Source organism: Psychrobacter sp. Sarcosine-3u-12 (assembly GCF_002836005.1).
Classification (GTDB): domain Bacteria; phylum Pseudomonadota; class Gammaproteobacteria; order Pseudomonadales; family Moraxellaceae; genus Psychrobacter; species Psychrobacter okhotskensis.
This window is the reverse complement of record NZ_PJBY01000109.1, coordinates 106,277-130,521: the sequence shown is the minus strand read 5'-3', so window position 1 is coordinate 130,521 and position 24,245 is coordinate 106,277. Positions and strand designations below refer to the sequence as shown.

24 protein-coding genes are annotated in these 24,245 nt (G+C 43.5%); 11 read left to right on the top strand and 13 right to left on the bottom strand.

Annotated elements, in window-relative coordinates:
- Positions 1 to 26 precede the first annotated feature (26 nt).
- The 5 genes from CXF65_RS12410 to pilG form a co-directional block, all read right to left on the bottom strand.
- Positions 27 to 977, bottom strand: coding sequence for a CheR family methyltransferase (locus CXF65_RS12410; protein WP_025652333.1), 951 nt, complete (start codon positions 975 to 977; stop codon positions 27 to 29).
- Positions 978 to 1,146: 169 nt separating this feature from the next.
- Complete coding sequence (locus CXF65_RS12405; protein ID WP_101212254.1) at positions 1,147 to 2,547, bottom strand: methyl-accepting chemotaxis protein; 1,401 nt, start codon at positions 2,545 to 2,547, stop codon at positions 1,147 to 1,149.
- Positions 2,548 to 2,748: 201 nt separating this feature from the next.
- Complete coding sequence (locus CXF65_RS12400) at positions 2,749 to 3,279, bottom strand: chemotaxis protein CheW (RefSeq protein WP_101212252.1); 531 nt, start codon at positions 3,277 to 3,279, stop codon at positions 2,749 to 2,751.
- A gap of 3 nt (positions 3,280 to 3,282) precedes the next feature.
- The gene (locus tag CXF65_RS12395; RefSeq protein ID WP_025652330.1) at positions 3,283 to 3,645 is read right to left on the bottom strand and encodes a response regulator; all 363 of its coding nucleotides are present in this window, start codon (positions 3,643 to 3,645) and stop codon (positions 3,283 to 3,285) included.
- A 363-nt stretch (positions 3,646 to 4,008) separates the two neighbouring features.
- Positions 4,009 to 4,386: a twitching motility response regulator PilG gene (gene pilG, locus CXF65_RS12390; RefSeq protein WP_010201623.1), complete on the bottom strand. Its 378-nt coding sequence runs from the start codon at positions 4,384 to 4,386 to the stop codon at positions 4,009 to 4,011.
- Between the two features lie 718 nt (positions 4,387 to 5,104).
- On the opposite strand from pilG, the gene CXF65_RS12385 reads away from it, so the two are divergent.
- The 6 genes from CXF65_RS12385 (at position 5,105) to CXF65_RS12360 (ending at position 12,612) form a co-directional block, all read left to right on the top strand.
- On the top strand, positions 5,105 to 6,310 hold the full coding sequence (locus CXF65_RS12385; RefSeq protein ID WP_101212250.1) for an efflux RND transporter periplasmic adaptor subunit: 1,206 nt from the start codon (positions 5,105 to 5,107) through the stop codon (positions 6,308 to 6,310).
- A gap of 306 nt (positions 6,311 to 6,616) precedes the next feature.
- Positions 6,617 to 7,339: a response regulator transcription factor gene (locus CXF65_RS12380; protein ID WP_025652328.1), complete on the top strand. Its 723-nt coding sequence runs from the start codon at positions 6,617 to 6,619 to the stop codon at positions 7,337 to 7,339.
- A 174-nt stretch (positions 7,340 to 7,513) separates the two neighbouring features.
- Positions 7,514 to 9,733, top strand: coding sequence for a sensor histidine kinase (locus CXF65_RS12375; RefSeq protein WP_101212248.1), 2,220 nt, complete (start codon positions 7,514 to 7,516; stop codon positions 9,731 to 9,733).
- Positions 9,734 to 10,004: 271 nt separating this feature from the next.
- On the top strand, positions 10,005 to 10,775 hold the full coding sequence (locus tag CXF65_RS12370) for a methionine ABC transporter ATP-binding protein (RefSeq protein ID WP_037025372.1): 771 nt from the start codon (positions 10,005 to 10,007) through the stop codon (positions 10,773 to 10,775).
- A gap of 49 nt (positions 10,776 to 10,824) precedes the next feature.
- Positions 10,825 to 11,481, top strand: a complete 657-nt coding sequence (locus CXF65_RS12365) for a methionine ABC transporter permease (protein ID WP_407074201.1) — start codon at positions 10,825 to 10,827, stop codon at positions 11,479 to 11,481.
- A gap of 168 nt (positions 11,482 to 11,649) precedes the next feature.
- Positions 11,650 to 12,612, top strand: coding sequence for a MetQ/NlpA family ABC transporter substrate-binding protein (locus tag CXF65_RS12360; protein WP_101212247.1), 963 nt, complete (start codon positions 11,650 to 11,652; stop codon positions 12,610 to 12,612).
- Between the two features lie 187 nt (positions 12,613 to 12,799).
- On the opposite strand, the gene CXF65_RS12355 is transcribed toward CXF65_RS12360, so the two are convergent.
- A complete protein-coding gene (locus CXF65_RS12355) occupies positions 12,800 to 14,029 on the bottom strand; it encodes an MFS transporter (protein ID WP_264754739.1) in 1,230 nt (409 codons plus the stop codon).
- Positions 14,030 to 14,313: 284 nt separating this feature from the next.
- Between CXF65_RS12355 and CXF65_RS12350 the strand changes: the two genes are divergently transcribed.
- Entirely contained in the window at positions 14,314 to 15,162 is an 849-nt protein-coding gene (locus CXF65_RS12350; protein WP_025652322.1) for an aldo/keto reductase, read from the top strand.
- 104 nt (positions 15,163 to 15,266) lie between these two features.
- On the opposite strand, the gene CXF65_RS12345 is transcribed toward CXF65_RS12350, so the two are convergent.
- From CXF65_RS12345 to ccmA, 6 genes are all read right to left on the bottom strand, one after another.
- Positions 15,267 to 15,914 carry a transposase gene (locus tag CXF65_RS12345; protein ID WP_101212245.1) on the bottom strand — a complete coding sequence of 216 codons (648 nt, stop codon included), beginning with the start codon at positions 15,912 to 15,914 and terminating at the stop codon, positions 15,267 to 15,269.
- A 417-nt stretch (positions 15,915 to 16,331) separates the two neighbouring features.
- Complete coding sequence (ccmE, locus tag CXF65_RS12340; protein ID WP_025652321.1) at positions 16,332 to 16,832, bottom strand: cytochrome c maturation protein CcmE; 501 nt, start codon at positions 16,830 to 16,832, stop codon at positions 16,332 to 16,334.
- Between the two features lie 336 nt (positions 16,833 to 17,168).
- Positions 17,169 to 17,402: a heme exporter protein CcmD gene (gene ccmD / locus CXF65_RS12335; RefSeq protein WP_101212243.1), complete on the bottom strand. Its 234-nt coding sequence runs from the start codon at positions 17,400 to 17,402 to the stop codon at positions 17,169 to 17,171.
- Between the two features lie 44 nt (positions 17,403 to 17,446).
- Positions 17,447 to 18,235 carry a heme ABC transporter permease CcmC gene (gene ccmC, locus CXF65_RS12330; protein ID WP_101212241.1) on the bottom strand — a complete coding sequence of 263 codons (789 nt, stop codon included), beginning with the start codon at positions 18,233 to 18,235 and terminating at the stop codon, positions 17,447 to 17,449.
- 218 nt (positions 18,236 to 18,453) lie between these two features.
- Entirely contained in the window at positions 18,454 to 19,191 is a 738-nt protein-coding gene (locus CXF65_RS12325) for a heme exporter protein CcmB (RefSeq protein ID WP_227523265.1), read from the bottom strand.
- A gap of 64 nt (positions 19,192 to 19,255) precedes the next feature.
- Positions 19,256 to 19,885 carry a heme ABC exporter ATP-binding protein CcmA gene (ccmA, locus tag CXF65_RS12320; RefSeq protein WP_101212239.1) on the bottom strand — a complete coding sequence of 210 codons (630 nt, stop codon included), beginning with the start codon at positions 19,883 to 19,885 and terminating at the stop codon, positions 19,256 to 19,258.
- Between the two features lie 133 nt (positions 19,886 to 20,018).
- Between ccmA and CXF65_RS12315 the strand changes: the two genes are divergently transcribed.
- The 4 genes from CXF65_RS12315 (at position 20,019) to CXF65_RS12300 (ending at position 23,352) form a co-directional block, all read left to right on the top strand.
- Entirely contained in the window at positions 20,019 to 21,056 is a 1,038-nt protein-coding gene (locus tag CXF65_RS12315; protein ID WP_101212238.1) for a hypothetical protein, read from the top strand.
- 63 nt (positions 21,057 to 21,119) lie between these two features.
- The gene (locus CXF65_RS12310) at positions 21,120 to 21,941 is read left to right on the top strand and encodes a YbjN domain-containing protein (protein ID WP_101212237.1); all 822 of its coding nucleotides are present in this window, start codon (positions 21,120 to 21,122) and stop codon (positions 21,939 to 21,941) included.
- A 219-nt stretch (positions 21,942 to 22,160) separates the two neighbouring features.
- A complete protein-coding gene (locus CXF65_RS12305; protein WP_101212236.1) occupies positions 22,161 to 23,075 on the top strand; it encodes a histone deacetylase in 915 nt (304 codons plus the stop codon).
- 70 nt (positions 23,076 to 23,145) lie between these two features.
- Complete coding sequence (locus tag CXF65_RS12300; protein ID WP_025652313.1) at positions 23,146 to 23,352, top strand: DUF2905 domain-containing protein; 207 nt, start codon at positions 23,146 to 23,148, stop codon at positions 23,350 to 23,352.
- Positions 23,353 to 23,434: 82 nt separating this feature from the next.
- On the opposite strand, the gene CXF65_RS12295 is transcribed toward CXF65_RS12300, so the two are convergent.
- The gene (locus CXF65_RS12295; RefSeq protein WP_101212235.1) at positions 23,435 to 24,223 is read right to left on the bottom strand and encodes a sulfite exporter TauE/SafE family protein; all 789 of its coding nucleotides are present in this window, start codon (positions 24,221 to 24,223) and stop codon (positions 23,435 to 23,437) included.
- Positions 24,224 to 24,245 lie beyond the last annotated feature (22 nt).

The following is a 24,245-nucleotide window of genomic DNA, read 5'->3' as shown; positions in this document are numbered from 1 at the left end:
TTATCCTAACTCGTCTAGGCGGTAATTTAGGCACTGATCTTTTGCCACGCATTAATCTGTGGGTGCGCAATACGGCGCATATTTGAAGGACGCCAAAACAACGCCTCACCTGGAGCCAATACAATATAACCACCTAAGGCACACTGCTCTGACAGCTTGGTCAGAATATCCCGTTGATCAAACTTACGAAAATATAGCAGCATATTTTGGCAGATAATGACCTGTTGTAGATGCGGGGTGGGTGGTTCTTGATTGATGATATTGTGTAAAGCAAAGCTAACATACTGCTGTAAAGTTGGCGCGATTTGCCAATGTACTCGAGTGTGACTGCTAGCATTTTTTAGTATAGATAAATCACAGGCAGTCGATTGTTCAGTCATAGTCTCAGGACGTAATGGATGAATAAATGGCTGGCAACAAGACGGAATTAACGTTTTTTGGCGTTGGTCGTACTGTGCCATACGTGCTTTTGTCAGTGCTTGCTGGCTGACATCAGTGCCTAATATGACATAGTTAACCAGCTGCTTCGATGCCAAACTCATGGCAAGCGACCAAGTCTCCTGCCCACTGGCACAACCGACACTCCAAATGCGAAACGTCTCATCAATACTGTCATCTGTTAGCGTCAGGCACTGATGCTGCAAGGCACACTCTGTGACAAAATCTATAGAAGGCAAGTGGCGAAAGAAGCGACTTTCGTGAATCAGCACTTTATCCAATAGTTGCTGGCGCAGCGCATCGTTGTTCGGCAATTGACGCCATAGTTGCAGCGCTGATAATCCATTCGCAACAGCGGTACGATCAATCGCATTTACTAGCCACTGGCGTTGAATATCGGGTAAAACAAAGCCGATTTCTTGCTCTATATAGCGTTGCCATTGCTGCGTATCAAAACTATCATCTTGCCTTAAAGCTGTTACCGAATCGGAACTGGCTTTATCGACTATATTAGCGTCTTGTTGAGTACGATTATCCACGTGACCTGCTCTTGCTCCTGCTGCCCACTCTTAATATTAGAGCAGTCCTTTGATTAAAATCTCAAGATAACAACACCCTAAGCTTAATGGCTATTTATGATGGCTAATGGCTGTTTATGATGGCTAACAATTAATTATTAAGCATTAGCCATTAAGCAAAAGCGATTGATTAAGCATTGGCTACTAAGCTTTCTTCCGCTTCTAATTGCTCATCATCGTTTGATACTTTAAAGCCCGTAACTGACTCTTGGAGAGCGGCAGCCATTTCACTTAGCTCGCCGATAGAGCGCGCTGTGGCCATCGTACCCGATGATGTTTGTGAAGTAATGTCTTGAATAACATTCATCGTATGAGAGATGTGACCAGCAGACTCAGCCTGTTGTTGGGCGGCGTTTGAGATGTTTTGAATCAGATCTGCCAAGGTATTAGAAACGCTCTGTACTTCTTCTAGCGCTTCACCAGCATCTTTGGCCAAACGCGCACCGCGCACAACCTCAGAAGTCGTTGATTCCATTGACATCACGGCTTCGTTGGTATCTGCCTGAATGGTCTTCACCAAGGTTTCAATCTGTTTGGTAGCATTGGCTGAACGCTCAGCCAGACGTTGAACTTCATCAGCAACGACCGCAAAACCTCGACCAGCCTCCCCTGCCATTGATGCCTGAATAGCCGCGTTCAATGCCAATACGTTGGTCTGATCCGCAATATCATTAATCAAACCAACGATATCACCAATTTCTTGCGAAGATTCACCAAGACGTTTAATACGCTTTGAGGTCTCTTGAATCTGGTCACGAATAACATTCATGCCTTCAATAGAGCGCTGTACAACCTCTGCCCCGTTATAAGAGATGGCAACCGAGCGCTGGGCAACCGTTGCAGACTCTGCCGCGTTGTTCGAAACTTGGTCAATCGAGACGGTCATCTCATTAATCGCAGCCGATACGCCCGCGATTTCTTGCGCTTGGTTTTCTGAGGCTTCAGCAAGCTCAACGGCATTCATCTGGGTTTGTTCTGAGGACTGCGAGACGCGATCAGCCGTGCTGTTAATAACCAATACCAACTGACGCAATTGGTCAATGGCAAAGTTTACCGAATCAGCAATCGCCCCCGTAAAGTCTTCTGATACGGTCGCATTAACCGTCAAATCACCATCTGCCAAATCACCCAATTCATCAAGCAAACGCAAAATTGCGATCTGGTTACGCTCGTTTTCTTCTTGAATTTGACGAGCACGCTCAGATTCCGCTTCTGCTTCTTGGCGACGACGCAAGGTCTCTTTTTCGATGAGTAGACGCTCTGAGCCGCCACGTTGCTTGAGTAATTGGTATAGGGCAAATAAAATACCTACGACACCTATCACAAACAAAATCACCGGCAATACCACTGATTGATTGAAATTGGTCAGATATTGACTCACTGATGATAGTGAGTTGACCAGCCAAATCAGACAGGCCACAGTCAATAAAGCAAAAAGCCCTAATAATAACTTCCAAGTATTATTAGCGTCTTTCACCGTGGGGGTCGTTTTACTATTACCAGCTACAGGGTTATTTATAACATCACTCATCTTGCGTATTCCTTTCGAACAATCGTCAAAGTCTTATCGTGACTGACTTCGACAATCATATTGTTATCAAAACAACAGTGATTAACAAAGCCTGTATGAATGCTGACATACAACCGTATCATGTCAGTCGGTATTTATTTTTATCGTGCTAGGTGCTAGCAGTCGAGTATTTTATGACAGCAAATACTCTATGACAGACAGTTATAGCGCCGCATCAGCGTACTGCAAATCTTGCACCAACAAGCTTGGCATAAAAATATACCAATCTTGTTCATTTTTAAAAAACTTGCCATGATTGTAAGGTGCAAATGGCGAGTCGTTTTCAAGGGCTTCTGGACGATATTGACCACGAGTAAACTGTTCAATACCTAGCACTTGATCGACAAGCAAGCCTGAGAACACATTGTCATGATCGATGACAATAACTTTACGTTGACTCATTTGTGCCAAGCGACTGGACACCTGCAAAAACTCGGACAAGTCCGTCAGTGGTAATAGGCGTCCGCGAATATTAGCGATGCCGAGCATCCAGGGCTTTACTAAGGGCAAACTGGTGAACTCCGGCATGGTCAGTACTTCTGAAACCTGACCCATTGGTGCGACCAAACGCTGACCACCAATCTCGAATACTACCCCTTGCCAGTCGGATTCTTGTCCGCCGTGACGGCCACTTTTGCGCGCGCGTGCCAAATCTGCTAAACGCAGAAGCTCAATAAATCCTCTGGAAGCCACAAGTTACCCCATTACTTTGCGAATGACATTGACCAGACCATTTTCGTCAACTGGCTTGGTGATATATTCTTTAGCGCCTTGACGCTTACCCCAAACACGATCCGTTTCTTGATTTTTGGTGCTGATCATGATGACCGGAATATGCGACGTTGTTTTGCCACGTGTTATCTTACGGGTGGCCTGAAAACCATTCATTTCAGGCATAACCACATCCATCAAGATGACATCTGGTAAATGATCGGCTGCCATTTGACAACCTTGCTCACCATTTGTCGCTTCAAGGACTTGATAGTTGTTTTTTGCAAGCATGTCGCGAAATTTCGCCATCTCAGATGGCGAGTCGTCAATGACTAAAACAGTAGCCATGGAAATTTCCTTTATTTTCGATGATATCCGTTCGGATATATTGTTGAGACAAATCTATTAAAAATAATGCCTAATGCCTTGTTGGCAACACTATTTTTACGATGATACCTATTTTTACGGTGGTACCTATGAAATGACAAACACTGATTGATAACCATCATGATCACTGGGCTGTTTATAACGTGGTTATTTAACGTCAACACTTCATTTATAAAGTATTCAATAATCACGGCAGCAACAGTTCACTTTCTTAATAACAGTCCTCTCAGCTACTTGCCTTAGCCGTAACGCTATATGCATTAATCATGCCAATATAGCTGTCTAATTAACTGCCTAGCTATCAATTATATAGGCCGTTATGTATTAGCGATATTGGTTGATTGCCTCAAACAGCTCATCTTTACTAAATGGCTTAGTCAAGTATTCATCCGAACCTACGATACGTCCACGCGCTTTATCAAACAAACCATCTTTAGACGACAGCATAATCACAGGCTTACTGGCATAGTCAGGGTTATTCTTTATCAATGCACATGTCTGATAACCATCCAAACGTGGCATCATGATATCAACAAAAATGATATCGGGATTGTTATCAACAATCTTGGCTAAAGCATCAAAACCATCAATAGCGGTCACTACTTCGCAGCCCGCTTTTTGTAATAAAGTCTCTGCAGTACGGCGAATGGTTTTAGAGTCATCGATAACCATGACTTTCAAACCTTCAAAATTATTTTCCATTATCATTGTCCTATAAACGGCTATTATTCGTAGCACTATCTGCCAGTGCAAAATTTTAACAGTTATTTCAATTTATAAAATGCTTTATTCTTGGATTGAGATGAACGGTTAAGTTTGTATTTTACGCTGTCACGATCGCTAACATGTTCTCTATCAGTATTCGCCTATCAAGCATGGCGTTACCATCGGTTACTATACGCACTTTAGCGACAATTATCTTCGTGTATTAAGCGCTATTTTTGGCTTTTATTTTTTAAAAAACTGCCAGATGCTTGTCTTTATAAAGCAGCCTATCTGCTGACTCACTTTGCTTATAGAAATTTTTAGACTTGCTCAAAACTGGCAAGCCTAAACCTTGTCAGCATCATAAATTTAACTGGCTCGATATCTGTTGAAATGTACACAAAGGGTCAAAAGGGTTTAAGGTTGAGTAAAAACAATACTTACCTTACCGAATAATCTTCATTTGTGACAAATATGTATCATTATATTTTTATATGTTCGTTTTAGCACAGTTACTCGTTGTTTTCCAGTCATTTAGTGAATTTATGTTCAAATTAATCATTGAGTTAGTGAGAGTCTTTTGATTATGCTCTCTAATTTGTCTCAGGTTACTTTTGCCATCTACCGTCTGGGCATGTTGCATAAATATAATACTGTTATTTGCCCTTACCTCAATTCACTATATAATAAAATGACGTTTACGAGAGTGCTTGGTATGAGAGTTTTGAGAGGTCGAAAAAATAGAGGTTTAAGAAATAGTGCGTATTTATGCAGCGCTTTGTTACTGCTGGCAGGCTGTCAGCCCTCGCCCCCTACTGATGAACCGGTGACGGCTGAAAATAGCGAAACAGTAGAAACCCCCATTATTATTGACGATGATAGCGTTACTATGACGCCTGACCATATTCTGAGTATAAAGCCCTCACGCTATCAGCCAAGCATGGGACTGCAAGGCGTGATTGAACCGATCAAAAAAACTCAATTCATCGCTGCGAACGCACTTACTGTGCAGCAAGTCTTGGTAGAAAAAGGCCAATGGGTAGAAAAAGGCACACCTCTGCTAATCGTTCAGCGTCAGGGCACAGCAAGTAAACCGCTAGAGTCAGCGGCTACCTCAGTTGCCGCAGCCGCAGATGCAGAGTTCGCAACCTTAAATGAGCCTACGAAAAACAATAATACAGAAAACACTGCCCAAAAAACGCCACCAGAAAACGATGCAAATGTAGAGAGCAGTCAGCCTAGCGTTGATAAAAGCACGGTAACAACCAGTAATGACACCTCTGCTAACCTCAAACAGCCCTATCAATTAACCACTGTACGTGCCAGTTTTTCAGGTCGCGTCGAAAAGCTGTATGCTAAAGCTGGACAAGGGCTAGCCGCGCGTCAACCGCTACTGCTACTCAGTGATGAGACTGAATTACACTTTATGGCCACTGTCCCTATTCAAGCTGAGCCTCAGCTTTCGGTCGGTCAGACAGTGAATTTTAGTGCTAAAGGCATGTCGGATAAGTTCACTGGGCAGGTCAGCAAATTGACAGCAACGGTTCAGCCCAAACAGCTTCTGGTTCATGTAAATGTCGTCAATAATGAAATCAGCCGTGAAAAACTACAGCCTAATATGCAGGTGACGGGGCGAGTGAATTATGGTCAAATCGACGTCGGTACGATTGTCCCCGAGCGCGCGTTGCATGATGTTGACTTAACAGAATTGCAGCGACCACCGTATAAGCCACTAAGACCCTTGAGCGCCAATGTATGGATTATTAAGCAAGATCAGCGTTTAACTCGTCAGCCAGTCGAGGTCGTCGAGTACGATCCAAGTACCAAACAGTACTTAATAGCTGGCATTAGCAATGACAGTTTAATTTGCCTTGCTGACTTAACCATTGAATCTAAAGGCAAAAAGGTGGTGGTTTCCTAAGAAATGAGAAAGAAGAGAAAAAGACAGTTACATTGTGTAGAAACATTAACAAAGCGTGTCTTGTTTAGTCATAGCTGAATTAGGCACTATAGTATTATTACCCTGTCCTATATTGGCTGAGGCCTTAATCATATTTTCTTAACCCTATCTTAACGGTGACTGTCTTATGGTTCAGAACCCTATCAATTTATGACAACTTACCTTTAAAATAACCTGAATTTAAATTAACGTAAATATCGAGGCGCGCTAGAATTTTAATAAAAAGCGATTTCTTGACAAACCATAACAACAACTAGAGGACAAGCCATGAGTAAGCAGATTTTGTTAATTGAAGATGATCCAGATCTAGCAGAGTTAATTAGTGATTATCTGACCATGAATTATTATGACGTCCATCATGCAGGACTTGGTCAAGAGGGTCTGGAGTTATTAGATACCAAAGAGCGCGATATTGACTTAGTCGTGCTTGATTTAATGCTACCTGATATGGATGGTATGCAAGTTTGTCAAAAGATACGTGGCAACAAAAATAATATGACCAACAAAGTGCCGATTATCATGCTAACGGCCAAAGGCGACACTACCGATCGTGTATTGGGTCTAGAAATGGGTGCTGATGACTACATCGCAAAACCCTTCGAGCCACGTGAGCTCTTGGCCCGTATACGCGCGGTCATTCGTCGTCACGAGCAGCCAAACCAAGCAGATAGCCAATCGGACAGCTTGACTTTTGGTCGTCTCAGCGTGTTCCCTGATAGCCATGAAGTGACTATTGATGAGCAACCTGTGCGTTTGACGACGCATCAGTTTCAATTGTTGCACTACTTTGCCACCCATTCTGGTAAAGTATTGAATCGTGAGCAGTTATGGCAGGCTATGCCGAATGATGACAGCTCGGACAATATTGATCGCGCGATTGATGTTCATATCTCGCGTTTGCGTGCGCTGATTGAAGACAATCCACGTCAGCCAAAGCGTATTATTACCGTACGTGGCGTCGGTTATCAGTTCGCGACCGATCAGGTATAGTCCTAAATAGCTAAATTCCTAGATAGTTGATGATGGCGGCTGATTTGATTTATCGAGACACTTATCGTGGCAAACCAGTCGCCATTGTTTTTATTAAACCACACAAATATTTATTAAATACTATAAATGGCAAGATATGAATCGATATGAGCCTCTGATAATAGAGATGATTTAATGCAGCAATTGGGTTTTCGTTCCGTATTTGCTAAGTTATTTGCTAGCGTCATGTTGGCACTTATCTTATTTGCGGTCGCCATGGTGCTATTGACACAGCTCGTACATGACAAAGATGCGGGTATCCGCTCAGAAGTATTGGCTACCCAAATTTTAGGTCAAATCGATCCCTTCTTACATGAGCTAAATATCGCCATTAGTAAGGACAACCGTTTACAGTCACGCTTTATGCTGGCGGTGGTCAAAAAAAGCTTTGATATTTTTGATGAATCCTTACAAGCAAAAATGGGCTTATACGACAATGAAGGTCATTTGCTCATGCAGACTGACAATAGCGACTTGCCGTTAGAGCTGCCGCCCACGCCCTCCTTATTTTCACGTGTTTTTCCTTCTCTTTCAGACACCTCCCCTACGAAGCAAGCTCAAGTATATAGTAGCACTGGCTATACTTTACTGTACGAATCACGCTTGCCACCTAAAAAACCTGTACTCTCCGCAGCTTTAAATTTATTTACGGGTACTCTACTATTGCTCTTAATTATGGCGGGCGTTCTATGGCTGATTGCTCGCACCATGACTTGGCGCATCAATCAGATGAGCCAGCAGATGACCCAATTGGGTGACGGTGACTTTACCGTACGAGTCAATGCACGCGGCAGTGATGAAATCGCCTCGTTAGCACGCGGATTTAACCAAGCGGCACAAAAAATTGAGCATCTTATCAATGCCAACAATCTGCTCTTGGCGCATGCCTCTCACGAGCTGCGGACGCCGATTACCCGTATCCGTCTACAAATCGAGATGATGGATATGCTGGCGGATGCGATGCCAATGGATACCAAAGCGAAATTTGACAAACGCGCGCAAGCGATCAACCGTGATTTATCAGGGCTTAATGACTTGGTTGAAAGTATCTTATTGGTCAGTCGCTTAGATGCCGGTCATGTCATGCAGCAAGTCGAGCATTTGGACTTATATGACTTAGTGAATCAAGAACGCCAACATTACCCTGAAGCCACTTTGATTGGTGAGCATATAGTCATCGATGGTCAGGCACCGATGTTGACCCATCTTATTCGCAACCTTTTGACCAATGCTATGTTACATGGTAAACCACCCGTTACCGTGCTGATTTATGGCGTTCAGACTATTGACGAAGCCGATACCGTTCCAGATTATTTACTGCAAACGTTGGTTTCTAGTAGCTTTGCTGATTATAACCGTTCGGATTTTGAGCATTATTACGAATCAAACGAGTCCGATAACTTAGCGCTGCAAACATCAACACAACCAGGCGAGGTTTCTGACGACTCTCATATAACCAATACTGAGAAAGAAAAAGCAGAGATGGTTGTGATATTACCGGCGCCGCCTATTTATCGAAATGGTGAAAACCTTGCGCTCGATAGTAACGATGCTGCAGCTGACGCTTCAAATGCGGATGTCACTGATATCATTGCTGAAAGCACTGATGTTATGGGCAACGCTGATATAAAGGGGTTAGAAACTAGCCCCTCAGCAACAGACGCTAGTAAAGATGCAAAAGTGAAAGAAAATACTGCTAAAAATCCTATACTCACTGACGATACCACTGCTATTAATCCTGAAGCATCACTAATCCCCAACTACCAAAGCTTTACCACAGATTTGACTGAAAAAATTAAAAAGGTTATTTGGAGAGCCGTGCCGGATAACGAAGAAGACGTCCAAAAATCTGCGGAAATTCATAACGATAATGAAATGACCGTTAATAGCGAAGGAGCTCGTAAAGCCAACGATGCGTTGCTAACTAGCAATGGTCAATCCCGCAAAACTGATAAACTCGCGACGGATAAAACTGCTAGCAAAGACGACGTTAAAGCCAACACCCAAAATGAGAGTGACGCGCCGATTGCCGCGCGTAAAGAGAATCTATTTACCAAACATATCAAAAAGTCTAAAGCCGAACCCATACGTCCGTTACCAAAATACGCCGTGCTGGCGGTTATTGATGAAGGCGAAGGCATTCCTAAAGACAAACGCGAGGAAGTATTCAGTCCATTCGTGCGCTTGCAGCAAAAGAACAAAGGCTCAGGTTTGGGATTATCCTTGGTCTCACAAATCGCTACTGCTCACCAAGGGCGTATCGTGACCGATACTATTAATGGCCACACCAGATTTTTGGTCGTTATACCCGTAAAGCAAGATCCTCATTACAACTACCACGACAATAATAATTAAGATATGGCTGTACCTCTTTTATCGTCATCCTTCTGAGTAATCACGCCCTTTGCACCCCGCCATTTACATTTTTCAGATTTCTTAGAGCTAATAGCCATTAGTCATAAGCAAGTCACGGATGTGCATATCCAAAACATTGCATAATATGCTATATTACTGCCCCTTATTACCATTGTTAATGCTAGCAAATATCCGATTTTGCGCTGCCATAGGTACACTGCAGTCTAATTTTTCTATAACCCTCATAAACCTATTGAATTTTGAGCCCTCCATGAGTGACATGATTGTCTTAAACGATGTGACCAAAAGTTTTTTAAGCGACCGATCAATCAAAGACAAAGACGGCAAGCCGCATTGGTTTACCGCTGTCGAACCGACCTCGTTGTCTGTTCAGCAAGGTGAGATTTTTGGTTTGATGGGTTATTCAGGTGCTGGGAAATCGACCCTTTTGCGCTTAATTAATTTGCTCGAACGCCCAGATTCAGGTCAAGTGGTGATAGATGGGACGGATTTGACCACCTTGTCTGCCAGTGATTTGCGTATCGCTCGTCACAACATTGGTATGATTTTTCAGCAATTTAACCTCATGTCCAATCGCACCGTCTTTGATAACGTCGCATTTAACTTGATGGTTTCTGGCTATCCGCGTCGCGATATTCACAAGCGAGTGATGGATTGTCTTGAGATTGTAGACTTAACTGATCGCGCTGGTCACTATCCGGCGCAGCTGTCGGGCGGACAAAAACAGCGTGTTGGTATCGCCCGCGCGATTGCGCCCAGCCCCAAAGTATTATTGGCTGATGAGCCGACCAGCGCCCTTGATCCAGCGACGACGCGAAGTCTGCTGACTTGTCTACGTGATATTAATGAGCAACTCGGCGTCACTATTGTCATCGTGACTCATGAGATGAGCGTCATTCGTAGGCTGTGCCATCGTGCGGCGCTATTACACCAAGGGCAATTACTTGAAGTGGCAGATATTCGCGATGGTCTGATTCAGGCCACTACACCAATTGGCAAAGGCTTAGTGCACGAAGACTAATGAGGCAGGAGAAATACATATGTTAACTGGTGCTGAATTATCCGCCTCAATCGACAAGCTATTGCTGCTACGCAAAGAGATTGTAAAGGCGTTTATTGATACCTTCATTATGCTTGGTATCTCAACGACAGTCGCGATTGTAATCGGCGGACTGTTCGGAATATTCTTATTTTTGTCGAGCGATCGGCAGTTTTTGCAAAACAAAACCCTCTACGGCATACTGGGCGGCATTACCAACTTTATGCGCGCCTTCCCATTTGTGATTTTGATGATAGCCATGAGCCCATTTACTAAGGCTATCGTCGGCACAGGTATTGGCCCCATCGCTGCCTCTTTGGTACTAGCGATTGCAGGTTCATTCTACTTTGCCCGCTTGGTCGAGCAAAACTTGCGAGAAGTACCACGCGGTATCATTGAAGCGACAGAGTCTATGGGCGCTCGTCCCTTTACCATTATCAAAGTATTGCTCAATGAAGCACGCTCAGGTTTGGTGTTATCCGTGACCATCCTTTGTATCAGTCTGCTGTCTTATTCAGCGGCGGCTGGTATGATTGGTGGCGGTGGTCTGGGTGATTTGGCCATTCGTTACGGCTACTATCGTTATCAGACAGAGGTGATGATTTTTATTGTCATTATGCTATCGATTATGGTCATATCTATTCAAGCCTCTGGTAACTGGCTGGCGACGCGTTTAGACAAACGTTAAACCGCTTTAGCAAATACTTGACATTGTCAGCGACTAGGGTTATTTTTGGCAGTAATTAATCCTTGTCTCAGCTCATAAGAAAGCAGCATTACTACATTAGAATGTTGCTTTTTTAATGCTCAGACGATAACTATCTTACCCAATTCCATGTATTAATAAGGAAATTTTATGAAATTAACAGATATTAGCCGTCAACTGGCGACGGCATTTGCTGCGGTTGGCGTATCAGGCCTAGTCTTAGTTGGTTGCAACAACTCGTCAGCACCAGAAGCGACCAAAGAGCCCGTTACCGAAGGCTCAACGGCTGAAACGGCTGCTAGCGACATCGATCCTGACCATACCAAAATCGTCATCGGTACGACCGAAGGTGATTTTGCTGATATGGTACGTAACCAAGTGAAAGGCTCGCTAGAAGCGCAAGGTTACGAAGTTGAACTGATTCCTTTTACGGATTATGTACGTCCTAACTTGGCATTGGCTGAAGGCGACTTGGACATCAACATCTTTCAGCACAAGCCTTATCTAGATACTTTCAAAAAAGAAAACAACCTTGATTTGGTTGAAGTATTCCAAGTACCAACGGCGCCTCTTGGCATCTATTCAGGCAAAAAGACTAGCCTCGATGATGTCTATAAAGGCATGAGCGTCTCTGCACCGAACGATCCAAGTAACTTTGCGCGTGCATTGGTGATGATGAGCGATCTTGGCTGGATTACCTTAAAAGATAATGTTGATCCATTGACGGCTTCAAAAGCTGATATCGCCGATAACAGTAAATACGATATCAAAATCGTCGAATTAGAAGCCGCGCAACTGCCACGCGCCCGTGATGAAGTCGACTTTGCTGTCATTAATGGTAATTATGCCACCGATTCTGGTATCAAACTGACTGAAGCGCTATTCCAAGAGCCAAGCTTTGCCTATGTTAACTGGTCAGCGGTTAAATCTGCTGATGTCGGTAAAAAATGGGTCGAAGATGTGACCAACGCTTATAACTCAGAAGCCTTTAAAAAGTACGCTCATGATACTTTCCCAGGCTACAAGTACCCAAAAATCTGGGGTGAAAATGCGGCTACCGATAAGGCCGTCGCTACCACGACAGCACCTACTACCGAAGCAGCTGCTCAATAGTTGATAGCTTAATAATTGATAGCTTAGTAATTGATAGACTAATAGTTGATAACTTAGTCATTAAATTTTTAGATATTTAAAGAGTATTCATTCATATCAACGAATAGCGCTAACAAGCCGAAATATAAATACAAAGATGCCCATTACTTATAAGTAATGGGCATCTTTTATGGTCTGCATTCTATAGTCAGTGGAAAGTAGGCGTATCTAAGGTTTTTTTAGAGATTACCGTAATAATAATGGCCGGAACAAAACAAAGAATAGACAGATATACAATGCCGAAAACACCTGTCTCTGGCAGGTGCACCAAAATCAAACCCGCCAACCATGTCGCAATCATAATTGAAAAGTTAAACACACTAGATTGTACTGACGTGGCGATAGCTTTTGCCTCGGTGACCTGATGGCTAACGGCTGTTTGAAACATCGTGACCAAAGGTCCGAATGCTAAGCCCCACAGTAAAAAGGCAAAATGCGCAAACCCATTAGTCCCGCCAAAGAAGACAAACAGCAGCATCGTCATAGCACCGCAAGCCAACATCCCAACGATTAAACCCCGTAAATGGGTGTCAATAATCTTGGCCGATAGTATGACTGAGATGACAGAACCAATGCCAAAAATCAACAGCGCTAAGCTGATACCACCGACAAACTCTATGGTTTCGACCAGTAGCGTAATATAGGTGTAGGTACTGTAATGCGCGACGAGTGCCAAGAAAGTGAGGGCTAAGACTATCCAGACCCCAGATATTTTTAGCACCGCTATTGGCGAATTGCTTTGCGTCAGCTTTTCACCTTTTACGGATGGTAAGAATTTCATCGCCAATAGTGCAATGACCCCACCTAGTACACCAAGCACGATAAACGATGTGCGCCACCCTACTTGCGTACCAATAAAAGTCATAATCGGTAACCCAAGACTCACGCCAAAGGTGTTACCCGCCATAATAATAGTAATCGCCTTACCCTGCATATTCTCGGGCACCAATTCAGTACCGTAGGCTGCAATCATTGGCCACATAATACCGGCGCAGATACCACCCAAAATACGCATGACCACGATGAGAGAATAAGAAGAAGTGAGGCCGACGACGATATTAGAGACAGCAAAACCTGTCAATAAAGCCATAAGGAGAATCTTTCGATTGACCCACAGCGTCATACTGATGAGTAGAATGGCAAAAATCGCTGATGCGAGCGCATAGATACCGACCAAGAATCCGACTTGGGTCTGTTCGATACCAAGACCTGCTGTCATTTGCGGCAAAATACCGGAAGGCATCAGCTCTGAGAGAATACCGATAAAAGTAACACTGGCCATGAGACTAAAGATAAACCAAGAAAGAGGATTTTGTCCGGTGCTATTGGTTTTTGCCAGACCGTCTTTTGAATGAGTGATTTCTGAAAAAATAGCCACATCCTCTCCTAGTTGAATGAAGTGTTCAGAAGATTAGGTAACCTTCCTTTATTAATAAGTCCGTCCATAAAAACCTAACCATCTCTAAAATGACGTTACAGCCTGTTTGCCCTTTGTAGGAAAGCGTCACGGGCTCTTTCACTTACCGCAATTTCTTTCTATAGTGGATAAGTCTAATAGAGACTGATACTTAATAGAAATCGTGAATATAGCATTTCTGATTGACTGCTCTATTAATAACTATAAGAGCCATTAATAAGTCAAAAAATAACAAGGATAATAATATGCATGCTAAAAAGTATAATATTCGTACCGCAGGACAAGCCAACATTCCAGTATTAGGACTGGGCACTTGGCAGTCAACCGGTCAAGATTGTATCGATGTCGTTAGCCAAGGTCTTAAGATGGGCTACGAACATATCGATACCGCCCAAGCTTACGGTAATGAATTCGAGGTTGGTCAAGGTATTAAGCAATCGGGCGTCGCTCGTGATAAATTCTTTTTGACCACAAAGATTTTCCCTGATGATATGAAGTTTGAGCCAGAAAAACTCATGGCAGCAGCAAAACGCTCATTAGAGAATTTAGATACCGATTATGTGGATCTGCTACTCTTGCATTGGCCTGACGACCGCGTACCACTATCTGAGACAATCCCAGCACTATGTGAGTTGCAAAAGCAAGGTTTGACGCGCCATATCGGGGTTTCTAATTTTAATATTGCCAATATCATTGAAGCCAAGAAATATGCAGATGTGCCGATTGTGGTCAATCAGGTTGAGTTTCATCCCTTTATTAAGCAAAAAACCTTGCAAACTTTTTTGAACAATCACCATATTCTACTTGAAGCTTATTCGCCACTTGCACGCGGTGATGTGTTTGACAATGAGGTTATCAAAGAAATCGCTGATAAGCATAACATCACGCCTGCACAAGTATCGTTGGCTTGGATTCTGTCAGACAAGCACCGCGTTGCTATTCCAAAGACGTCTAATCCTGACCACTTACAAGGTAACTTGGATGCAATGAAGGTGCATTTGAGTGCAGAGGAACTAGAGAAAATTGGCAAACTTGCCAGTAGTGATGGACGTAAAATCGAACATCCTGATTATTCACCTGAGTGGGACGATTGATTGACGTAAAATCGTTATATACTTAATCAATTAATAATTTACGGTGTAATGGACAAAATTCATGCTAAAAAGTAGAAGGTAGTCGCTAATGGACATAATTCATGCTATTTGAGAGACTTTGACCCTAAAAAGTCTTTAATAAACCGCAACTTACGCTGCTCATTTAGACCATGATGACTGTGTAATTGTCGCTTGAGCTCGCTGAATAATCCTTCAAGAGAATTGGTGGTATTTGGTATGTCTAAATGCTTATATTCTTGATAAGTGAATAACCAATCACTATTGGTTCTGAGGCTATGATAAGCACTTCTAAGGCGCTTATGCGTGTACCACGTTCTACTGTTATCGTCATTGGTACTACGTTCATTGAGATAGGCTTCATGAGTCACATACCAGTGATCTAAGCGCTGTATGAACGCCTCTTTATCAAGCAGTTTTATTTCTAAAGTAAGTCGTCTAAGCTCGATACTGGCACTGTTCTTAGGTCGACGAGTGAGGTAGCGGGTCACTATTTGCACCTGATGAAACTGGCACATCTGGCAAGGGGTGCGGGTGAATAACGTACGCAGTCCTCGTCTACCATCACAGGTGATGCTTTGTATATCAACGCCTAACGATGCTAGATGATCAATTCCTTGTTTGTAGGCACTGTTGGTTTCATGACTGACTATCGCGTAGTAAAGAACGGCTTTAGTGGTATTGTCCACAAAAACCATTAAACCGAACTTACGACCGAAGTAAGTGGTGTCCATGATGATGTTAGCAGTATTCGGTCGCTTAACTTGATAGTCAATACTGACTGTGTCTAAGCGTCTTTGAATGGTTTTAAGACTACAGCTATACTTGTCAGCCAGTTGTTTGTAGGTCTGTTTGCCCTGAGTGTATTCCGTCCAAAGGGTTTGGTTATTGAGTCTTTTGCCACCTAAAAACTGCCGTCTGCAAGCTAGACATTGATACTGTTGTTTGCCTAGCTTGCGTCCATTCTTTTTGAGGTGTTTATCACGACAAAAAGGGCAGTTTTTTGATTCATGGCTTTGATTCCTTGCAAATATAGACAGTATATAGCGTTAGACCCTACGCCAGCATGAATAATGTCCATTACACCTAATTTACTAAACAAAAAAAGCCACCGAGCAAGTCGGTGGTTTTTTTATTGGTATTCGCAACCACTATTGTTGAAGCGTTTTGGTTTCATGTATCGGCTCAGCAGGGTTATATTGTTCAGAAGAAGGCACTGCGACGCTCCGATTGTTTTCTTTCATCGATTTGGCCACCTCTGGCGGCATATAGTTTTCATCATGCTTGGCCAATACTTCACCAGCCACAAAGATGTCGCCTTGCATCTTACCGGTAGCGACGACACCTGAGTTTTCAGCAAATAAATCTGGCAAAATACCTTGATAGGTCACAGGTACGGTCGATTGAAAATCCGTGATGGCAAACTCAACGTTCAATGGATTGTCTTCGGCGCGTTGAACACTACCCGCGACCACCATACCACCAGCTCGAATACGCTTGTCTTGCGGCGCTTCACCTTGCGCGATTGCGGTAGCATCAAAGTAGTAATCGGTCTGTTGCCCAATAGCATAAATAACCAACACCACGGCTATCGCTGCCCCTGCAAGCGTAAACATAACCCACATCAGTTTTTTGCGACGAACTGCGTTCATACCACTACCTCATTGATGAGTCGCTGTTTTGTAGAACATAGACAGTCTATAAAACAGAAAATATTAAAGAAACTACCATTAGAAAAACGTTCTAAAAATGTCTTTCTAATCGTACTCTTCTAATAGCTATATGGTAGCATTTTTCGGACAAATCAATAAGCCCCTAGCAACTGACGAGGTCATATCTTTACAATTGAGAGGTCATATCTTTGTGAGCTAAGGTTATGATATTAAAATAATTTTTAGATATCATACTTATACCATTATCAAAAATTTGAGTAGCACATGAAACAAATACCAGCACTACTCTGATAATGCTAAGCAAATTTGACAGCACTAATCGTATTTTTTGAACTTGGTATTAGCGGCAGAGTTAGGGGTTTTAGCCGTACGCTGTGCTTGCCGCGCTTGCTGAATGATTAGCTGCTTGATTAAAGCCTGTCGTTGTCTGCGACTATAAATAACAAAAGCCAGCATCATGCCAACGGTAATGGCCCAGCACGACCAGACAAAAACACCATGCTTACCCATGGCGAGAAACTCAGATACGCTATAAAAGTAAGGCTGCATAATATTTTCCTAGCCGTTATTTGTTTTGACGACGGTCATCGCAGTCATTTGGCTTGCCCGCGAATGTACTCTTTGACCCACGCTTTGCCTTGATCACGATACAAGATAAGCGTATTGGTACGATAAATCGCTAATGTTGCCACTAATAAGTAACTACCAATAATCATCAGTAATAATGGCATCCACATATCTGCAGACATTTTGGGCGCAGCAGTCAAGGTAAAGGTCGAGCCTTGATGCAAAGTGTTCCACCACTGTACCGAATACTTAATAATAGGCAAGTTTACTGCGCCAACAATAGACAAAATGGCGGCAGCTTTACCACGATTGGCAGTATGCTCAAACGCGGCAAACAGTGCCATTACGCCCGCATACAAAAACGCCAAAATAAGCATAGATGTCAAACGCGCATCCCAAACCCAGTAAGTGCCCCACGTCGGTTTTGCCCAAATAGAACCCGTAATCAAGCTAATCACACAGAGCAAAAATCCTAGCGGAGCAAGCGCCTGCGCCACAAGACTGGCAGTCTTAATTTTCCAAACCAAAAAAATGACCCCGAGCACTGCTAAGGCAAAATAAATAGAAATGGCAATGCTAGCAGCAGGCACGTGAATAAAGATAATGCGGTAGCTATTACCTTGCAGGTAATCAGGCGGCGCAAAAGCGAGACCCCAGACACTACCGATCACAAGACAAATAGTGGCTAATATTGCCAGCCACTTGACCCAAGGCGAAAAAATGCGAAAAAACTGCTTGGTACCCACAGTGGTCAAAAAGCCCTGCCAGATGCGCTGCCACAGGCTAGGAGATGAGATGTTATTCAGGTTGGGCATGGGAATAAACCTATTGGCACAGCGTATTGGTTGTAACCGATATAGCGCATCATGGGCGCGACTACCTGTCAACCTGCCGGCGTTAAACACTGGATAGAATCTACGAGTGATTGTTTACTTAGTTAGCTGGCTATTATAGCAAAGTTGCCAGTTTTCAACATGCTGTTAATACATTGGGTTTAAACGACTGGGTGTTGATAGTACAGAAAGTCTACTGTTTAATTGAGCCATGACATTTTTAAGGTCATCGCAATCACCCATGGCATCACCAACACTGAAATAATACTACCTGCCAATAATAATGCCAGTATCGGTAAGCCATTAAGACCAGTGGCAAATAAATCCACTGCTCCTGTGGCAAAAATCAACACCGGCAATTGCATTGGTAAGGCGATCAAAGGCACTAGCACTGCACCATTCTTCAATGACAGCGTCAAACTACTTGCCACTGCTGACAGCATCAAGAGCATCGGACTGCCGGTCAAAATAGACGCCATCAATATCCACGCCTCAAACCAGCTAAGCTGAAACAAAGGCACGGCAAGTAAACTAAGCGCTGCCACAATGCCACTACTAAAAATCCAATGGATGACTAGGCGGATGAGCACCCATAACGGCAGCGACGCTTTGGCAACAACCAATTGCGCCAGTGTGCCATTATCAAGAGCGGGCTTAAATAAGCCATCAACACCCATTACTAGTGACAATAGAGCAGCAATCCACACCGCTGAGACCCCAAGACGCTGTAACAGCGCAGGTTCGCTACCAACGGCTAGCGGAAACAAGGTGATAATCACTAAAAACAGTACCAAAGGGTACAACCATTGTACCGCTCCTTGCTGCTTCACGTGCCACTCGCGCCGCCATAACTGCCTAAAGCTGATAGCGCGCGCAGGTGATACGCTAACGTTTGAGCTTGTATTAACCTTGTCTACTGGCTCGTCTATTTCTATCATTTATTCGCTCTTCCACGGATGACTGGCACACTTATACTACTTATCACACTTATGCTAACAACATTCAAACCATATAACCGGATAAATCGAGCACTTGATTGGCCACGCCGACTGCCTGATGACTGGTCATTAATATAGCGCCGCCAGCATTAGAAAATTCGCGTAATCTGTCTTCCATCCGCGCCACCATATCGACATCAAGAGCAGTAAAAGGCTCATCAAGTAGCCATAACGGTGTCACCTCAGGGGTCAACAAGTAAAGCCGTGCAAGGGTGATACGGCGGGTTTGTCCAGCAGATAAATGGCTTGAGCTAATCGTCTCAAAGCCTTGCAGTCCAACCCAAGCTAAAGCGTCATCAATATCAGCAACACTTGGGCTAATGCCGTATAAATTCAGCAAAAAAGTCAGATTTTGCGTGACCGTCAGATTTGGATGTATGCCCAACTGATGCGACACATATAAAGGCTGAACCGGTAAACTGGCTGTTCCTTGATAGTAAACTTGACCTTCCAACACTGGTAATAATCCAGCCAGCTGCATCAGTAGCGTCGTTTTGCCTGTGCCATTAGCACCAATCAAGTGACAAATACTGCCCGCCGGTAAATCGAGCGCAACGCCTTCACATAGAGGGATTTCACCGCGCTGAACGGTCAGCTCATCAAGCGTAAGTAAGGCGATATTCAGAGCTGTCATTCAAACCTCTTATTATTTATCAAGCAGCAGTCAATATTCATCACCAACAAATATCATGTTCGTGGCATAATACTTTATGCTTACCCCAACCACACAGTATAACAAATTGTCGATAACTATGACCTCAAAACCTATGCAGACTTCAAAAGATAGCCAACATTTAGATACGCCAGCGCTGACCATTGACAGCTTAATCGAGGCACAAGTTGCCTTTATGCAGCAATGGTTACGCACGCAAGCTGAACCGCTGAGCATAGAGGCTTGGCAGTGGTTTGCTGCCCAGCCATTGAATAAATATGTCAGCGCCGATGATTTGCAACATCTGATCAACGACTGGCTCCTGAACCAACCGATGACGGATGTGATACGTAAAGATATTCGCGATATCTTGCATACGATTATTTATCATCCGGTCAATGACAATGTGCCGTTGTCTGAGCTGGTAGATGACACTCAAGTGCAGACCTTAGCCGATTATGTGGGTAGCCATGAGCAGCAGCGTAATGTTTTGATTCATACGCTAGTCGGCAACGAGACTTTTGCAGATTTGCTGACGCAAACGCTCTATCACGCGATCAACGACTTTATGGAAACCACGCTGGATAAAGCAGGCGCTGCTGGTAAACTGATGAAATTTGGGCGCAGCTCTTTTGAAAAGGCGACCAATAGAAACCTTGATGAAAAACTGCAAACGTATTTGCACCGTAATATTAAAGACTTAGCACGTCGTGCAGAAGCCAATGCCCAAGAGCACTTATCAAATGACGAAGTCGCTCGGTTGCTAGTAAGCGGTTGGGCAAGAATCAAAGATCAGCCCATTAGCCAACTGCAAAATTATTTAACTGATGAGCCGGGCAATAGTAGTATCGATCATATTGAAGCCAGTATTCAACAGAGCTACAACCGTCTGCGTATGTCGCCTTATCTGCACAGCCTCGTGTCAGCCAGTATCGATACGTGGTATGCCAACCATCATGGCGATAGCATGGCAACGGTGGCCGCGAGTTTATATATAGATGAGCAAGCCATGACGCAATTTAGTAGTGCCCTACTGCCCATCGTATACGATGCGCTTGAAAGTCCGTGGTTGGCAGCGCATATAGGTGAGATGTTGCAAGCATTTTATGCGCAGCCCACTATCAGAGAGGGTTTGGTGTTTAATAATAACTAACTGACTGTTTTTGCTTATCGGCCATTTTTCAATATCATCCATTTATATGTCAACACAATACCTATGAGTCAACGTAATAAACTCAGCTTGTGGCAAAAACTCAAACGGCTACTGACTGCTTCAGCACCGCAGTCTATTATCCATGGCGCAAAAATGCCAACACAGGCAGCAGCGGCTGACGATGATATTGATCTTGATATGATGCAGGCAGGAATCTCGAGCGCCAATACTCGTAATAGCGATGAGGCAAATACGGCTGACTCTACTGGCAGTTTGACCAGTCACCGTGATAATAATCATGATAGCGAGCGCTCGCAAGCTCAAGCGAATTTGCAAGCATCGCAGCAAGAAACCAATGAAACGCCCATCGTCGACTGTCTAAAACAGTACTTTAGTAATAATCAGTGGCAATATACCTATTATCGACCCAGAAGCAGTGACAGTCAGCAATCGCATCACTTATCCTTAAGAATGCGGCATAAAAAACTGAACTGTGGCTACCTATTTCGGGTGCAAGAGAAAAACAAGCTGCTAGCGGTCTATGGAATTTTGCCATTTTTGATACCAGAGAGTCATCAAAGTGCAGCGATGTTACTGATTACTCAAATCAATTATGACATGCTGATTGGCAATCTAGAAATGGATATCAACGATGGCGAGATACGCTACAAGCATGCCATCGATGTCGAAACTATTGGTATTAATGACGAAATCATCGAGCATTTACTACAAAGTGTCATTGCCATGACCACGGTAGCGAATGAGCTGTTTAGTGATTTACTCAATAACCAATATCCCGCTGAAGATATGCAAACGTTATTAACAGAGCTGCGTCAACAATCCGACTCACGCACCTTCTTTTTGCCGACTCAGTTTGTCCAATAAAGATGCTTAAGTTAAAAAATAGTTTATTTAAGAAAATCTCTTAACTTACAAAAGCCCTTTAATTTAGAAAGTCTATTAACTTAAAAAAGCCTTTTAACTTAAAGAGTTTAGCAAAATATAAATCAGTCATTCGTCTATTTTCTACCCCTTTATCACGCTTAATAAAAAACCTTCTAAAAACACCTTATCACCTCTTAAATACCGACACACTTAAACATTATGCTAAAAATTGCTTACTCCGACGTCTTTCGTTATTCCGTACCTGACAAGCATCGTTTTCCCATGCAAAAATATACGATGATTCCTGAGCGCTTATTGGCTGAAGGCACTATCAGTACCGATAATTTCTTTGCGCCTGCGCGATTAAGCGAAGAGGAGATTTTGACCACTCATACGGCAGACTATTGGTATAAGCTTAAAACCCAAACCTTACCGCGCAAGGAAGCACGCCCTATCGGCTTTGAGATGACTGAAGCTTTAGTCGATCGTGGTCGTCATATTGCCCATGCGACTTATGAATGTGCGCTTTATGCTCAGCAATATGGCGTGGCGATGAATGTCGCCGGCGGTACGCACCATGCATTTGCCGATCATGGCGAGGGCTTTTGCGTGTTTAATGATGTTTGTATCGCGAGTAATTTATTATTAAATCGTGGACAGGCGCAAAAGATTTTGGTGGTCGATTTAGACGTCCATCAGGGCAATGGCAATGCTAGTATTATGGCAAATGAGCCACGGGTTTTTGTGTTTAGTATGCATGGCGCCAAGAATTATCCTTTTCGCAAAGAACTATCTGACCTAGATATTGAACTTGCCAACGATACTGGTGATGCTGAGTATTTACAGATATTAGAGGACACGCTACCGCGCTTAATTAGCGACGTTGCACCAGATATGATCTTTTATCAGTCTGCTGTCGATGTACTGGCGACCGATAAGTTGGGAAAACTTGGACTGACGATAGAAGGTTGTAAGGCGCGTGATGAATATGTGTTACGCCAAGCAAAAGCCGCCAACATCCCCGTTGCCATCGTCATGGGTGGTGGCTATTCAGAAGATATTGAAGATGTGGTTGAAGCGCACTGTAATACTTTTCGAGTGGCGCAGCAGCTTTATTTTGGTAAGGCGGTTTAAATAGTGACTTTGTCGCATATCGATGCTTAAGACAAAATGAAAAAACGTCAGAAAGTTAGCGAGGTTTTATATGGCAAAAATATTGATTGGTATAGGCACTGTGTTCATTGTTATCGGAATCATTTGGCTGGTGTTTCCCAGTGCGTTTTCGTGGATAGGCAACATGCCAGGAGATATTAAACACAAATCAGGCAATACACGCGTGTATTTTCCGGTCGTTACCATGATAGTGATTAGCATCGTCGCTACCATCTTACTGAATTTGTTTAATCGTTAAATCACCAGCGCAAATATGAGTGACGACATGCCAAGCATACCTTTGACCTAAAATCTAAAACTTAACTAACACCGCAAACTGCTTAGATTGATAAAAATGCCGTAACTCCTTGCCAACCCACGCGCAGCCCAAGTACGGTCAAAATTAATAAAATAAGCTGACGAAAGCGTGCTTGCGGTAAGTAACGACGCAGGCGGATACCGACTAAAAGCGCGACAATAGATAAAACACTCAGCAAAGTAATCAGCTGCCATTCACCACTACTCAGCGCCATAATAGGCTCACGCAATACAATGATTTGGGCAATTTTTCCTAAGAAATAGCACATGTTGCCGACTTTGGCGACGGTGTTTTTATCATCGCTGGCAGACAGTAAATACATCATCAATATGGTCGACATTGCATTGGTCGCGCCGCCAATGATACCAGCACTCAGTCCAACGATAATCAGCACAGGCTTGGTAGCAGGTAGCCGAATTTGCTTACCGAGTAGCGCACTGATCACATAAAAGCCAATGACAGCCGCCAATACCAATAAAATATAAGCGCTATCGACCCATAGCAAGAGCTTCGCGCCCAAAATACTACCGAGCAGGCTAGTTAAAGCGAGCAGCCAATAACGCCTGCCGTAATAGATAAAGTTTTGCCAAATAGTGCGACCACCACCCGCCAGCCAAGTCATTGCATTAAGCAATAATGACGGGAATATCACCAATACAATGGCGTGTGGCAACGGATAGATGCTGGCAAGCGCAGTGGTGGTCACCAAGGTCACACCCAGACCGCTAATCCCGTGCAGCAATGATGCCAGCGCAAAAATCACAATCAGCAATAACGTCTGGGTGCTATCGCTATCTATCATATTTGCCATCAGTATTTAGTGTCTAATAGCG